General features: G+C 60.1%; 14 protein-coding genes. 10 read left to right on the top strand and 4 right to left on the bottom strand.

Translation table 11 applies throughout. The features are described from left to right. Positions 1–35: 35 nt before the first annotated feature. From FFH90_RS13595 to FFH90_RS13585, 3 genes are all read right to left on the bottom strand, one after another. Positions 36–1,484, bottom strand: a complete 1,449-nt coding sequence (locus FFH90_RS13595; RefSeq protein WP_018927847.1) for an APC family permease — start codon at positions 1,482–1,484, stop codon at positions 36–38. Positions 1,485–1,673: 189 nt separating this feature from the next. Continuing rightward, entirely contained in the window at positions 1,674–2,414 is a 741-nt protein-coding gene (locus FFH90_RS13590) for an IclR family transcriptional regulator (protein ID WP_018927846.1), read from the bottom strand. 60 nt (positions 2,415–2,474) lie between these two features. Then, positions 2,475–3,449 (bottom strand): helix-turn-helix domain-containing protein, encoded by a 975-nt coding sequence (locus FFH90_RS13585; RefSeq protein ID WP_064617295.1) that lies wholly within the window; start codon positions 3,447–3,449, stop codon positions 2,475–2,477. Positions 3,450–3,663: 214 nt separating this feature from the next. Between FFH90_RS13585 and FFH90_RS13580 the strand changes: the two genes are divergently transcribed. The 5 genes from FFH90_RS13580 (at position 3,664) to FFH90_RS13560 (ending at position 8,069) form a co-directional block, all read left to right on the top strand. After that, positions 3,664–5,040, top strand: a complete 1,377-nt coding sequence (locus tag FFH90_RS13580) for an aspartate aminotransferase family protein (protein ID WP_018927844.1) — start codon at positions 3,664–3,666, stop codon at positions 5,038–5,040. Positions 5,041–5,073: 33 nt separating this feature from the next. Beyond that, on the top strand, positions 5,074–6,528 hold the full coding sequence (locus FFH90_RS13575; protein WP_138867345.1) for an aldehyde dehydrogenase: 1,455 nt from the start codon (positions 5,074–5,076) through the stop codon (positions 6,526–6,528). A gap of 105 nt (positions 6,529–6,633) precedes the next feature. After that, positions 6,634–7,197, top strand: a complete 564-nt coding sequence (locus FFH90_RS13570; RefSeq protein WP_018927842.1) for a cytochrome b — start codon at positions 6,634–6,636, stop codon at positions 7,195–7,197. Between the two features lie 154 nt (positions 7,198–7,351). Then, positions 7,352–7,735 carry a fluoride efflux transporter CrcB gene (crcB, locus tag FFH90_RS13565; protein ID WP_064617293.1) on the top strand — a complete coding sequence of 128 codons (384 nt, stop codon included), beginning with the start codon at positions 7,352–7,354 and terminating at the stop codon, positions 7,733–7,735. 10 nt (positions 7,736–7,745) lie between these two features. Further along, positions 7,746–8,069, top strand: coding sequence for a DUF190 domain-containing protein (locus FFH90_RS13560; protein ID WP_019578582.1), 324 nt, complete (start codon positions 7,746–7,748; stop codon positions 8,067–8,069). A gap of 121 nt (positions 8,070–8,190) precedes the next feature. Here FFH90_RS13560 and FFH90_RS13555 read toward each other — a convergent pair whose 3' ends face one another. Beyond that, on the bottom strand, positions 8,191–9,528 hold the full coding sequence (locus tag FFH90_RS13555) for a hypothetical protein (RefSeq protein ID WP_064617291.1): 1,338 nt from the start codon (positions 9,526–9,528) through the stop codon (positions 8,191–8,193). 237 nt (positions 9,529–9,765) lie between these two features. Here FFH90_RS13555 and FFH90_RS13550 point away from each other — a divergent pair, with 237 nt between their 5' ends. The 5 genes from FFH90_RS13550 (at position 9,766) to FFH90_RS13530 (ending at position 13,579) form a co-directional block, all read left to right on the top strand. Next, positions 9,766–10,158, top strand: coding sequence for a DUF6152 family protein (locus FFH90_RS13550; protein WP_019578580.1), 393 nt, complete (start codon positions 9,766–9,768; stop codon positions 10,156–10,158). 67 nt (positions 10,159–10,225) lie between these two features. Next, positions 10,226–11,008, top strand: coding sequence for a hypothetical protein (locus FFH90_RS13545; RefSeq protein ID WP_018927837.1), 783 nt, complete (start codon positions 10,226–10,228; stop codon positions 11,006–11,008). Between the two features lie 32 nt (positions 11,009–11,040). Continuing rightward, entirely contained in the window at positions 11,041–12,549 is a 1,509-nt protein-coding gene (locus tag FFH90_RS13540; RefSeq protein ID WP_138867344.1) for an alpha/beta hydrolase domain-containing protein, read from the top strand. A 20-nt stretch (positions 12,550–12,569) separates the two neighbouring features. Then, entirely contained in the window at positions 12,570–13,058 is a 489-nt protein-coding gene (locus tag FFH90_RS13535; protein ID WP_105341342.1) for a DUF6644 family protein, read from the top strand. 32 nt (positions 13,059–13,090) lie between these two features. Next, positions 13,091–13,579 (top strand): DUF6644 family protein, encoded by a 489-nt coding sequence (locus tag FFH90_RS13530; protein ID WP_138867343.1) that lies wholly within the window; start codon positions 13,091–13,093, stop codon positions 13,577–13,579. Positions 13,580–13,587: the final 8 nt, after the last annotated feature.

Here is a 13,587-nt window from a genome sequence, read left to right as displayed (position 1 = left end):
CGCGCAGATTTGGTTGAAAAGTTCTGCGTGGGGCCTTAAAGCTTGTGGCTGCCCAATGCCTGGTACCGCTGCGGCGACGCCTTGCGAAGTCGAGCCGCCAGGAACACGCCACCCAGCAGGGCCGCGGGAATGATCGCGCAGAGACTGTATGACAAGGCCAGGCTGGCGCCCGTCAGTACATCGAAATGCACCACCGCGAGTACCAGGACCGCCAATAGGGCAATGCAAGAGAAACCGGGGAAAATCCGCCCACGCCAGATCCCCACCTTGAGTTCGGGGTGACGCCGGAAAAAGAAGATAACCGCTGCGGACGTGAGCGCCATCAACAAAATCACGCACAGCGTGGCCAAGTTGGACAGCCAGGCAAACAGCTGCAGGATCGGATCGGCATCCATGGCGGCGAAAATCAGTACCACCACCGCCGAAATAAGGCTCTGCAACGCCGACCCCATATGAGGACTCTGGTGCACGCGATGGGTAGTACCCAAGCGGTGCGGCAACAGGCCGTCACGCCCAATCGCGTAGAAGTAACGGGCCGCGGCGTTATGAAACGCCAGCAGGCCGGCATAGATACTGACCATGAACAGCACCCGGATAATCTGAGTCAGCCAGGGGCCGACAAAGTGGTCGGACATGCCGTAGATAAACGTCGTCGGGTCCTGCAAGGACTGCAGCATCGGCACGATTTTGTCCGCACCCACGCCCACCACCATCGACCATACCGACAGTGCGTAGAACCCACCGATCAGCAACACCGAGCAGTAGGTGGCAATCGGGATAGTACGCTGCGGGTTCTTGGCCTCTTCGCCGTAAATAGTCGTCGCCTCGAAGCCGATAAATGCCGCGAAGCAGAACAGCAAGCCGATTGACGGTGTGCCGCTGAACACATGACCGCGATCAAACGCATCAAGGTTGATGCCGCTGTCGCCGCCGGATTTGAGGATGGAAAAATCCAGGATCAGGATCGCCAGGTACTCGGCGATCACCATCACCGACAGCAGCCGCGCCGACAGGTCGATCTTGCGATACCCCAGAATCGCAATGCTCGCCATCGCCATCAGCGAGTAAGACCACCACGGCAGCACCAGTGCGAACATGCTTTCCATGGTGCCACTGACCACCCCGCCGAACATGCCATACAACCCGACCTGAAGAATGTTATAGGCAAACATCGCCAATACCCCGGCCGCTCCGCCTGCCAGGCCACCCAAACCACGTGAGGTGAACGCATAAAAACCGCCGGCATTGGTCAGGTGCCGGGACATGGTGGTGTAACCCACCGAGAACGCGAGCAGCACCAGCAACGCCAGGATCAGCAACGCTGGCGTGCCGGCGCCATTGCCCAGCATGATGCCAATCGGGAAGCCACCGGCGATGACACTTAACGGGCTCGCCGCCGACACCACGAAGAAGATGATGAAACCAACACCCAGGGCACCACGCTTCAACTCCGTCGAACTGTTGATCGGGATAGATACGCTCATGTTCTTGACCTTATTGTATGAGGCAGTCGCTGTAGGATCGGTGCAGCAAGCCGTTCACCATCACCGATAGAGCTTGTCGCTTTTATCGCACGCTGGATTCGATCCTATGCCTCACCGTGAACGCCCCGGTATCCCAAATCGGTAACCTGTTACTCCATCACCTGAACAGCGCCATCCGCCTGCCTGACCTCACTGCGAAGCGAGACGCGCCGTCAGTTCTGACGCCGCGCCGGTCACCAGGTCGCACAGATAGCCTTGCTGAAACGCACCGAACCGCTCACTGCGCCCCACCAGGGTCATGCTCCCTAGGACGCGCTGCTTTTCGTCGAAGATCGGCGCCGCGACGCCACTGCGTCCTGGGTGCAGCTCGCTTTCGCTGATGCAGTAGCCCTGCTTGCGGATGGCGAGCAGGCTCTTGATGAACGGCTTCCACTCCAGCCCCAGATGCTGCAATTCGGATGGGTTCACGTGCGCGTCGTAAACACGTCGGATTTGGCGCGGTAGCAGATAAGCCAGTACGACCCGGGAGGTCGCGCTGTGGAAAAGATCGATCGACCGCCCCCTGCCGCTACCGACCGGTCCAGCATCGGAGCCACGATGGATCAGCACGTTGACCACGGAGTCGCCATGCCACTCGCTGACCAGCGCGTCCAGGCCGGTGTCGACGACCAGGTTGTCGACCAGATCCCGGCTGCATGCCAACAACGGATCGTAGTTCGTCATCAGATGCTCCAGCGTGACGATTCGCGGGCCGAGCGCGTAACCGCGCGGCAATCGCTTCAAAAAGCCCGCGTCGCCCAGTTCGCGCAGATAACGATAGGCGGTGGCGGACGTGTAGCCGAGCTCCCGGCAAATGATGTCCACATCGATGACCGGTTGTTCCGGGCGAAACAGGTCGAAGACCATGAGCAGACGGCGCAGGCTATTCATCTTTCTCTACATCCTTGTGAAGCCAACGGTCACCCCACACTGCTTTCAGCGGGCGGGTGTTCAGGCATGAGCGCAACCGGTGATGGCTGCGCGGGGGGTATGGGACGGCAACTCTGCGAACAACTCCTGGTACTCCGCCGCAAAATGGCTGAGGTGAAAGAAGCCCCATTGGGCAGCGGCATCGCCGATCGAGAGATGCGACGCGCGGGTGGACATCAAGGTCCGGCGTACACCGTTGAGCCTCACAGAGCGCAAGTAATTCAGCGGCGTCGTCTCGGCAACCGAGCGAAAGCTGTTCTGCACGGTACGCCGACTGACCTGGAGTCGCTGGCACAACTCGATCACGCTGGGCACGTCGATCATCTCCGCGGTCGCCAGACGGTGGCATTTCTCGACAATGAAGCTGCGCGTGGAGCTTGCGGAGCGTTGTTGCTTGTCGCATGCCGGGTCGGTCATGAGTTGCAGCAACTCGCCGAGCATCGCCTGTTCCAGCGCCAGCTCCCGCTCCCGATCTCGCGTGCTGTCGAGTTCTTCGTACACCAGGGCCTGGGAGAACATCGCCAGCAATCGGCGACGAGCGTCTGCAAAGCGCGGCGTGGAAACCCTGATCACCGGCTGACGCAGCAACAGGCTGACCTCCTTCGCCGAAGCCGTTTGCGCCAACGCCTGCTCGAACAATTCACGTTCGAAGGTGATCGACAGCAGCTCCATGCCCATCGGCATATGGAACATGAACTCCTCGCCACCGTGAAGAAAGAACAGGCTGCTATCGTCCGCCTCCCGTCCCTGCATCCGAATCGAACCCGGGGTGGTGATCGGCACGGCAAAGCACATCTTGCCTCGGGGAGCCACGCCGTGCTGCACGACACGCTGGTTGATCTGCTCGAGAAAGACGTGGACACCCGCCGTCGACAACTGCATCAGCGAACTCTCAGTCGAGCCTGCCGTTAGCTGACTGTAGTCCTGGCTCCACTCCTGGACGGTGGCCGCATGGACATGGACGTCTCTGAAATGGCTGATAGTCTGATTTTTCATGATGTCGAAAGCCTCTGCCAATATTCTTGTTTTTAGATCGCCTTCCTATGCGATATTCGCACATAGTGAGAATTTTGCACAATTCTTTATGAGATTTTAAATTCACTGGACAGTGCGCTCAGGGCGGTCCACTCATATGCCAATTCGGGCTACCGGCCATACACACACCACGGAGATGATCAGCACACTTAAATCGACATCCAGAGTGAACGTCATGAGTGAAGCCAAACTTGAATCCCTCCATTTCGCGGATGCCCCGCGAATTACCTCCAGCACACTTCCCGGCCCCAAAACCAGCGAGGCCCTGGCGTTGTCGGCGCGTACCGAGTCGATGGCGCGCGGCGGCGGACGCATGCCGGTGGCCATGGACCGCGCCTTCGGCGCGACCTTCAAAGACCCCGATGGCAACACCTACATCGATTTGTCCGCCGGCGTGGGCGTCAGCAGCGTAGGCCGCTGCCATCCGAAGGTGGTGCAGGCGATCCGCGAACAGTCCGAAGTGCTGATGCATGCCCTGGAGGTCAACAGCACCCGGCGCACCGAGCTGGCGGCCAAGCTCTCCGAGATCGCGCCCGACGGCTTGCGTGGCGACTGCATCACCTTCTTCACGCAAAGCGGCAGCGATGCGCTTGAAGCAGCCATCAAGTTCGCCAAACGCATCACCGGGAGGCACCAGATCATCGCCTTTCATGGAGGCTACCACGGCGTGTGGAACGCCTCGGGTTCCCTGACGACAGGTACGGCCTACCGCAAGGGTTACGGAGCCCAAATGGGCGGGGTGATTCACGCCCCCTACCCTTATGCCTACCGTTTCCCTTTCGACACCACTCACAAAAGCGCCGAGCAGATCGCCGGCGAGTACGTGGACTACCTGTTGAACACCCCCTACACCGCCGCCGATGACGTGGCTGCCGTTATCGTGGAGCCGGTGCAGGGCGAAGGCGGCTACGTGCCTCCTTCACCAGAATTCCTGCAGCTGTTGCGCAAAGCATGCGACCGTAGCGGCACGCTGCTGATCGTCGACGAAGTGCAATCGGGCGCAGGGCGCACCGGCAAGATGTGGGCGGTCGAGCACTCGGGCGTGAAGCCGGACATGCTCACGTTCGGCAAAGGCATCGGCAGCGACCTGCCAATGGCGGGCCTGATCATGCGTTCGGACCTGGCGGCCGCGATTCCTGACGGATCGATGCCCAACACCTTTGCCGCCAACTCGTTGTCCGCGGCGGTGGCGCTGACCAACATCAGCATCCTGCAGGACCCGGAGCTCGATCTGCTCAACCGCGCGCACACCCTGGGGTTGGAGGCGCAGGAACGTATCCGTGGCTTCAACAGCCCGTTCGTCGCTGAAGTCCGCGGCCGCGGCCTGATGATCGGTATCGAACTGGTCGAAGACCCAGCCACCAAGGCTCCCCTGGCGCCCGAAAAAATCGGCCAGCTCATGGGCTACCTGCTGAACCACGGCGTGCTGATGATTCCCTGTGGTCGCTACAGCAACGTGATGCGAGTCATGCCGTCGCTGACGATCTCACGCTCGCTGTTCTTCAAGGCACTGGACATCTTCGGCGACGCCCTGGCTTCCCTTGAGGCATGACCCGACCACTGCACATCACTTATGGACCGCAAAATGACTGAGCACTTGAATCACTTCATCGAAGGCGCGTCCTTCGAAGCCTCCGACGGTCGTCGCATAAACCTCGTCAACCCCGTGACAGAACAGGTGTACGGCAGTTCCGCACAGGGCACGACTGAGGACGTGGACCGCGCAGTGGGGGCCGCACACCGCCAACTTGAGGGTGGCGCCTGGAGCCAGCTCGACGGCGCCCAGCGCGGTCGACTGCTATCGAAACTCTCTGACCTGGTTGAACGCGACAGCGAATTGCTGGCCGATCTGGACGCCAACGCCATCGGTCGCTCACCCATCGAACCGCGCCGGATGGACTTGCCCAACGCGATCGCCAACCTGCGTGCCGCTGCTGGCTGGGCCAACCAGCTGGAAGGTCGCACCATTCCCACCGGTGGCTACTTCGGCACCAAGACTCTTTCGTACACGGTACGCGAGCCCGTGGGTGTGGTCGGCGCCATCGTTCCCTGGAATTCGCCGTTGATGATCACCGTCTGGAAGCTCGCCGCGTTGCTGGCGGCAGGCTGCACCGTGGTCATCAAACCTTCGGAAGAGACGCCGCAGTCTGCCCTGCACCTGGCGGTGCTGGCTCAGGAAGCGGGCTTCCCTGACGGTGTGATCAACGTGGTCACCGGCTACGGCAATGAGGTGGGTCGCGCCTTGTGCGAACACCCGCTCGTTGCCAAGATCAGCTTCACCGGCAGCCCCGAGGCCGGACGCGAAATCCAGCGCACCGCCGGTGTGCTGTTCAAGCGCGTGGCATTGGAACTGGGCGGCAAAAGCCCCCAGATTGTCTTCGACGATGCTTCTTTCGAAGACGCGCTGCGCGGGTGTGCGCTCGGCCTGTTCGCCAACCAGGGCCAGGTCTGTGCGGCCGGCTCGCGCATCCTGGTGCACCGCAGCATCGCAGATCGCTTCGGCGCAGCGCTGGCCGATGCCGCAGAGGCAGTCAACGTGGGCGACCCTCGCCAGCCCGGTGTACAGATGGGACCGGTGGCCAAGAAAGCGCAATTCGATCGCGTTAACCGATACATCCAACTGGGAATAGACCAAGGCGCCTCGCTGCTGGCCGGTGGTGTATCGACGCCTGAACAGGGCTGGTTTGTCCGGCCGACGATCTTCACCAACGCGAACAACGCCATGGCGATCGCCCAAGACGAAATCTTCGGGCCCGTCGGCACGCTGATCACGTTCGACAGCGAAGAGGAAGCTATCGCACTGGCCAATGACTCCTCCTACGGCCTGGCGGCCACGGTCTGGACGACCGACCTGGTGCGAGCGCACCGCGTAGCCGCTGCGGTGAAGGCCGGTGCCGTGGGTATCAACTGCTGGAGTCCGCTGGACGCCAACCTGCCCTGGGGTGGCGTAAAGACCAGCGGTATCGGCCGTGAAGGCGGGTTTGCCGGCGCGGTGGCCTACACCGAGGAGAAAGTCATCACCGTGCTGCTACCTTCCTGAGCACGATCCCTGTCCTGACCGAATAACCCTCCGGCCCCTGTGCCGCGAGGGTTAGCGTTCAAAAGTGCATCCCTGATGCCGTTGATAATCAATGGAGAGACTGCGATGAACCCGATAGATCAACAAACAACCGATCGGTATCCGACGTCCCTGCGAATGTTGCACTGGGTGCGTGCCGCACTCATCGCAGGCCTCCTCTGGGCAGGCTGGCATATGACCGGTCTGAATGACGAAGTGGCGAGCAAGTACGAGCTCTATTACCCGTGGCACAAATCCTTTGGGCTGTTGGTGTTTCTGGTTGTCCTGACCCAGATCGCCCTGCGCTTTCGGACCCCCGTGCTTCCGCAGCCGCTGGAAACGCTGGCAAGTTATGAAAGGTTCCTGTCAAGGCTTACGCAGCGTGTCATGTATGCGCTCGTCGTGATCGTGCCGTTGATGGGTTACTCAATGTCGAGCACTTACACGATGAGCGACGGGGTGTTCTTTTTTGGGGTCAACCTGCCGGAGCTCCTTCCGAAAAATGACAATTGGTTCGTCGTCTTCCAATGGCTGCACAAAGTGCTCGCCTACACCCTGCTCGGACTGATCCTGTTGCATGTCGTAGGCGCCCTCAAACACCGGTTTTACGACCGGGACCCTCGAAACGACGTCCTGCGCCGCATGCTGTAACTTGATGAGGCGTGGGCGCAAGATGTCCACGCCTTCGTGGCTCTGACCTGAGGGGGCCCGGTACAGTCACTTGCGTACGGGGTTCTTGAAGTCTTCAGTTCTGTTGTGCTTACCTGCTATCAGTTTGGCCCAGGTCTGACGAGGTGAGCCCGCCATGCTGAAATCACTCGCTGTTATCGCCGTTGGTGCGTCACTTGGTGCCTGGTTGCGCTGGCTCCTGGGCATGAAGCTGAACGCCCTGTTCCCCACGATTCCCCCGGGCACGGTGGTCGCGAACATGGTCGGGGGCTACATCATTGGCCTGGCTATCGCGTTTTTGGCCGCCTCACCCACCTTGAGTCCTGAGTGGCGCCTGCTGATCATCACGGGTTTCTGCGGTGGGCTTACCACCTTTTCTACGTTTTCGGCCGAAACAGTTGCCCTGATCCAGGAAGGCAGACTGCTCTGGGCGCTCGGCTCAATTTCATTGCACGTCGTAGGCTCGTTGGTGATGACCGCTGCCGGGCTTTTGTCCTATCAAATCATTGGCATGCGATGAGGAGATGAAAATGAAAGGTTTTCTGGTGATTTTCTTCACTCAACAGAACCGCCGTTATCAGGGAAAGATGCTTGGCGAATGGATCGTCGATGTGGCCAAGGAGATGGGGCTGCGTGGTGCGACTCTCTCTACGGCTATCGAGGGTTTTGGACACACCGGTCGACTGCACTCTTCGCATTTTTTTGAACTCGCGGATCAGCCTACGGAGATTCGCATGGCTATCACCGAGGACGAATCCGAAAGGTTGCTCAAGAGGCTGGAGGCTGAGGAAATCTCTGTGTTCTACATAAAGACCCCAATCGAGATGGGCTTCGTCGGCAAAAAAACCACCTAGCCTGGCCCCTCCTCGATCGTCTGTTGCCTGGCGACCTCCCATCGGGAATGCGCCACCGCGGGTGGCGCCCCCGATCAAGATACCGGCAACAAACCTTCGTCGTTACGGCGTGAGCGGCGACTCAGAACGTCATCCACACGATGAACTGGAAGTAAGTGTTCGTTGATGCGCTCCCGCTCTGCAGACCACCGTCCCCGAGCCACTTTTCGGGCTTGTAGAAGCCGACCAGAGGCGAGAGTGTGACGTTATCCGTCACCATCCAATCCAGAAAAAGGTCGACCTCACGTGCAGCGAAGTCCTGCTCATGCGTACGGGAGAGCTGGTGGTAGTTGAAGGCCATTGCGTTAAGGGTCAATTTATCGGTCGGCTTGACTGAGAGGAGCACGTCGTTGATCGCCATGTTCGAGGTCACTGAACCTGCGTAATTGGCGGCGACTTCACCCTGGTATCGCTTGCGAAAACCTCCCTGGAACAGAAAGTCGTAACCTTCGGAATAGCGCGAATATCGATAGCTCACCGTCGGTTGCCATTGGGTGTCGGCAAAGGTGTAGCCCGCTTCGAAGAACATCGCCCGCTGTGAGCCCGAGCGTTTTTCCTGACGTGCGACCTCGAACGCAAAGTCGGCATTCTCGATCCCGGCATTGCCCTGCCCACGAATGCTGTAGACGTTCATGCCCTTGCGCTCAAGCCGATCACCAAAGGCATATCGCTCGTCAACATCCAGGCCGTGCACGTACGTCGAACCGATCGAGCCGACGGGCGTCGTGTAGTCGAGGGTGGCGGCAGCCACTTCGGTCTTCGACTGCCCGGGGTTATCGGATTTGAGCCATATCAGGCTACCGTGCAGGCCCTCCTGACCACCCAGTTTCAAGACTGCCGTATTCCCGAACGCCAACCGCGGGCCAAGGTAAAAGGCGCCACCGCGATTGAACCGGCCATCCCTTACGCCCTCGATAGGGCTGAAGGCCTTCCCGGGGGCGAACCCGTCGTCAGTGATCAGGAAGCCGTCCACCGTAACGAGCTGCCGGCCAAAAGAGAAATCAACGCCGTCCTTGCCCAGCGCAGGAATCAGGTCACCTGACTTCCAGCCCAGGTAGGCGTCTTCCACAGCCGTTCTTCTTTCATCCCCGACGGTGAGTCCTCCCGCGTCCCCATCGCCAAATGATCCCGTGCTGATCCAGCTGAGTCCGCCATAGACGGAACCGGCAGTGATCTTGTTTGTCGTGCCGTTGAGACCGTACTTGGCGAAGCCTTCTTGCCAGCGCATCCTGCCAGGCTCCCTCTCAGGGTCGCCAATGTAGTTTTTCTCGCTGCCGAACCAGCCAAACGCCGCCGACAGGTCGGCGTTCAGGACGGTTCCGCCATCGTCTTCGTTGTAGAGCTGGTAGGCGTGTACCTGCGGCTCAAATGTACAGAGTGCGACCAGCGAAAGTAATGGGGCATAACTGAGGGTGCGCATGACGTCTCTCCTGTTTTTATATTTATGAGGCGAGCCATGAGTGTTCCGGCTTGGGTCGCGCAAGCGGTAACCCAAATCAGCACTTTCAAGGGGCTGGCCGCCCATCCCCTCGCGCGATACCTCCCCCGCTGCAAAACATCCTCAGCGCCTCGAATGGTTGCCGTTTTGGGCTACGGCCTCTGAGCGCACTCCCCCTATGCTGGGCCCATAAGAACCATAAGAACCGAGGCACCTGTCATGACCCCTTTGTCACCCTCCCCGCTGTTACGTCAGGGGCTTTGTCTTCTGACCCTCTTCGCCTGCAGTGCCCTGGCACCTGTTGCCAGTGCTCACCATTCGTTCGCGCTTTTCGACCAGACCCAGACCGTCTCGATCAAGGGTGTCGTCGAGCGCTTTGCCTGGACCAATCCCCACATCACGATTTACGTCGATACACCCGGCCCGCCGGCCCAGCGATTCAAGATCGAAACGGGCAGTGTCAACGCGTTACAGCGCACGGGCTGGACCGCTGAGTCGATCAAGGCCGGCGAGACTGCCGAGGTGTCCTTCAAACCGTTGAAAAACGGTGAGCCAGGCGGGCTGCTCGTGGAAATCAAGAGCGGAGACGTCGTACTCACGGGCGGCGGATGAGAAGTCCCTCCCCGGCTTCCTGACGAACTCACCGACCAGACCAGACCAGCAGCGTGGAGACGTTTCAATGAAACCGACACGAACCTTGAACACGGCAATGATCGTCCTGGGCATCGCCCTCGTGACTGTCGCCGGGATGTGCAACGCCGCTACACCTTCCAAACCTCTAAGCGACAAACACAGCGTCAGCGCACGCCCCGACATCAGCGGCACCTGGGAACGAACCCCGGACGACTGGTTCGGTGAGAACCCCGACAACCCGGTGCACCCAGGCGGACCGATGGACCTGAAGGCGCCCTATGCCGACGAATACGTCGCGCTGAAGAAGAAACAAGCCGCTGCGAACGAGGCCGGAACGCCGTTGGCCACAACAAGTTCCAGATGCCTGCCCGAGGGAATGCCAACGTTGATGGCGGCGCTCTTCCCGATCCAGATCATTCACGACGACAAGCAAGTGATTGTCCTCGGTGAGTATCTCCAGCAGGTCCGCCGGATTCTCTTGAACGAAGCGATGCCTGCAAAAGAGACCCTGGACCCTAAATATCAAGGCCATTCACGCGGCCATTGGGAAGGCGACACGCTCGTCGTGGAAACACAACGGGTGCGAACGGACGTGAGTTTCTACGACGTTCCACACGGCAAGGACATGAAGATCATCGAACGCATCAGGCTGACGGCGCCGGATCACCTGGAGAACCAGGTCGTGATCGAAGACCCGCAGGTGCTCAAGACCCCGTATCGCTTCACGTTCGAGTACAAACGGTCCAACTACGCCATTCAAGAGTATGTCTGCGAGAACAATCAGATCGTGATCGATAAAGAGGGCAAGGCATCCCTCAGTCTCGAGTGAAGTCGCCATTAATCGCCATCGGAGCTGACCAAATGGAAAGACTGACAACCATCAGCATCCTGCGGCCGACGCTGCAAAGCGCCCTGCTGTTGCTGATCCTCACGTCGAACACATTCGCCGAGGTGCCCCGAATGCCCACGGCCATCGCGGTGCCGCCCTCCGGCAAGCCACCGCTCTCGTCGGCGAAACGCCCGGGCACCGAATACAGCGACCTCGACAAGTACGGCTACATCGAGGAGGAGTTTTACCTGCAAGGCGTTGCCCCGGCCATTACCGCCTCGGGCAAAACCCTGTTGGAGGCGCCTTACACCACACGCATTCTGGTGCGCAAACCGGCTGACCCCGCGCGCTTCAATGGCACGGTCGTGATCGAGCCGTTCAGCTGGTTCGGCGAACGCGCCGCGGGATGGATCCTGACCCGCGACTATTTGCTGCGTCGCGGCTACGCGTACGTCGGGTACACGCTGAATGTGAACAAGCCGCCAGTCGATCCCAAGTTCATCTCGGACACCCCGGCTGCCGAGGCCGAGCAGATCGCCCAGTACGGACGGATCGTGAACTTCGAGTTCATGCGCCGCTTCGACTTTGCACGCTACGCGCCGCTGGGCACCTATTACGACCCGGAACACTTCACCCGCGGTGAAGCTCCCGATCCGTTCGCTCCACAGTCCCAGGGCATCGGGGCGCAACTGGCGTTGCTGCTGAAAACCAATGCAGCGCAAAGCCCGTTGGCCGGTCTCGATGTTCAACGCATCTACGTCAATAGCTGGGCCGTGACTGCGCAAGTCTGGATGGACTACCTCGACCAGGGCCGGCACCAGCAATGGCGTATGCCCGACGCAAGGCCGCTGATCGATGCCTACATGACCGGCCGCATGGCCTACGGAGAAGTGGGCGGCGACGTCATCCGGGTGCCGCGCCATACGCCCGATGGCGTGCCGTTCGTGACCGTCTACAGCCAGTCCGAACTGATGCACGACGTGATCGAAGGCATCAACCTGCCGCCGGACACCGACAGCCCGCAGATTCGCTACTACGAAGTGACCGGCATGCCGCACCTGCGGCTGGCCGACCTCGGTACGGAGCATACCGAAAAGCTCGCTGCCGACATCGGCAAGGGCGACGACCCACGGTGCCGGACGCTGTACGACGAACCGGCGGAGCTGGTCGTCTCGGCGCTCCTGGATCGCATGGACCAATGGGTGCGCCAAGGCAAACCCATGCCGAATGCTCCGCGGGTCGCCCGCGATGGCAAGACCGCCGCGCGCGACCCTGTTACCGGCAACCTGCAAGGGGGCGTACGCCCACCGTGGGTCCAGGTGCCCAGTGCGACCTACCTCACGGATCAGGAGACCGGCTGCGGACTGATTTACGACACCAAGGTGCCTTACTCCAAGGACGTGCTTGACCAGCGTTATGGAAGCTTCAGCAACTACGAACAGAAATTCGAAGACGCCAAAGCCCTTTCGATAAAGGAAGGCTACCTACTGCCAGAAGATGCGGCGGGCCTGCGTTCGATCGCAACGCCTCAAGACTTCTAACCCATTGGGAAGAACAGCAAATGTCATCATCACTCATCATTGCCTGGATCTATGCGTCACCTTTGAGCACAGCCATCCGGGACATTCTCTGGGTCATACCCACCGTCCAGAGCATTCATATCCTCGCCATCACAGTGCTCTTCGGCTCTGCGGTCATCTCCGATCTTCGGCTGGCGGGTGTGTTCGCCACGGACGAGCCCTTGCGTGGCGTCGTTCGCCGGTACTACCCGTGGATGCGCAATGCGCTCCTCGTCCTGCTCTTCACGGGGTTGATCATGATCATCGCCGAGCCTGATCGCGTACTCGTCAACTCGACCTTCTGGCTGAAGATGGCGCTGGTCGTGAGTGCGTTCACGCTGACCTTGCTTCTGCGGCGCCCCCTTCTGCGCCCTGCCGACGATGCACAACGTGATGACAAGCCTCCTCTTGTCAAGGCGCTAGCCTGGCTGTCGATTGGCTTGTGGTGCGTCGTCATCATCTGTGGTCGCTGGATCGCCTACGCGATCTAAGCGTTTTCAACGAAAGCTCCCAGGTATTCGCCATGGACATTCAACCAACACTACAAGCCCTCCAGGACACCTCTGTCGCCACCTTCATCCGAGAGTCGGGCTCCGTCTTTCCAGCCCTTGAATCGGTACATGTGATCGGCATCGCCCTTGTGTTCGGGACCATCGCCGTCGTCGATTTGCGTCTGCTCGGCGTTGCCTCCCATCGCCGCAGCGCGCTACGGCTGATAAAAGATTTGCTGCCGTTCACCTGGGTCGCTTTCGTGGCTTGCGTGATCACCGGCCTGCTCATGTTCGCCGCCAATGCCACGACCTATGCCGAGAACACCGCGTTCTTGTGCAAGATGGGCGTGTTACTGCTGGCGGGGCTCAACATGGGGGTATTCCATTTGGGCGTCTTTCGCCGCATTGCCGAATGGGACACAACGCTAATGCCTCCCAGCCAGGCGCGTGTCGCAGGGTTCAGTTCGTTGGCATTGTGGGCGGGCGTGGTGTTCCTCGGCCGCTGGATCGCGTTTCTCTGATGGCTCGT

The organism is Pseudomonas sp. ATCC 43928, from assembly GCF_005938665.2.
In the GTDB taxonomy this organism is placed as follows: Bacteria; Pseudomonadota; Gammaproteobacteria; order Pseudomonadales; family Pseudomonadaceae; genus Aquipseudomonas.
Note: the sequence above shows the minus strand (reverse complement) of the source record. Positions and strands in the feature narration are given on the sequence as shown.

Coding starts and splice junctions, on each gene's coding strand:
- FFH90_RS13560 (WP_019578582.1), top strand. CDS start 7,746: ATGAAAGGTTTTCTGGTGATTTTCTTCACTCAACAGAACCGCCGTTAT.
- FFH90_RS13585 (WP_064617295.1), bottom strand. CDS start 3,449: ATGAAAAATCAGACTATCAGCCATTTCAGAGACGTCCATGTCCATGCG.
- FFH90_RS13575 (WP_138867345.1), top strand. CDS start 5,074: ATGACTGAGCACTTGAATCACTTCATCGAAGGCGCGTCCTTCGAAGCC.
- crcB (WP_064617293.1), top strand. CDS start 7,352: ATGCTGAAATCACTCGCTGTTATCGCCGTTGGTGCGTCACTTGGTGCC.
- FFH90_RS13535 (WP_105341342.1), top strand. CDS start 12,570: ATGTCATCATCACTCATCATTGCCTGGATCTATGCGTCACCTTTGAGC.
- FFH90_RS13555 (WP_064617291.1), bottom strand. CDS start 9,528: ATGCGCACCCTCAGTTATGCCCCATTACTTTCGCTGGTCGCACTCTGT.
- FFH90_RS13540 (WP_138867344.1), top strand. CDS start 11,041: ATGGAAAGACTGACAACCATCAGCATCCTGCGGCCGACGCTGCAAAGC.
- FFH90_RS13590 (WP_018927846.1), bottom strand. CDS start 2,414: ATGAATAGCCTGCGCCGTCTGCTCATGGTCTTCGACCTGTTTCGCCCG.
- FFH90_RS13570 (WP_018927842.1), top strand. CDS start 6,634: ATGAACCCGATAGATCAACAAACAACCGATCGGTATCCGACGTCCCTG.
- FFH90_RS13550 (WP_019578580.1), top strand. CDS start 9,766: ATGACCCCTTTGTCACCCTCCCCGCTGTTACGTCAGGGGCTTTGTCTT.
- FFH90_RS13580 (WP_018927844.1), top strand. CDS start 3,664: ATGAGTGAAGCCAAACTTGAATCCCTCCATTTCGCGGATGCCCCGCGA.
- FFH90_RS13530 (WP_138867343.1), top strand. CDS start 13,091: ATGGACATTCAACCAACACTACAAGCCCTCCAGGACACCTCTGTCGCC.
- FFH90_RS13595 (WP_018927847.1), bottom strand. CDS start 1,484: ATGAGCGTATCTATCCCGATCAACAGTTCGACGGAGTTGAAGCGTGGT.
- FFH90_RS13545 (WP_018927837.1), top strand. CDS start 10,226: ATGAAACCGACACGAACCTTGAACACGGCAATGATCGTCCTGGGCATC.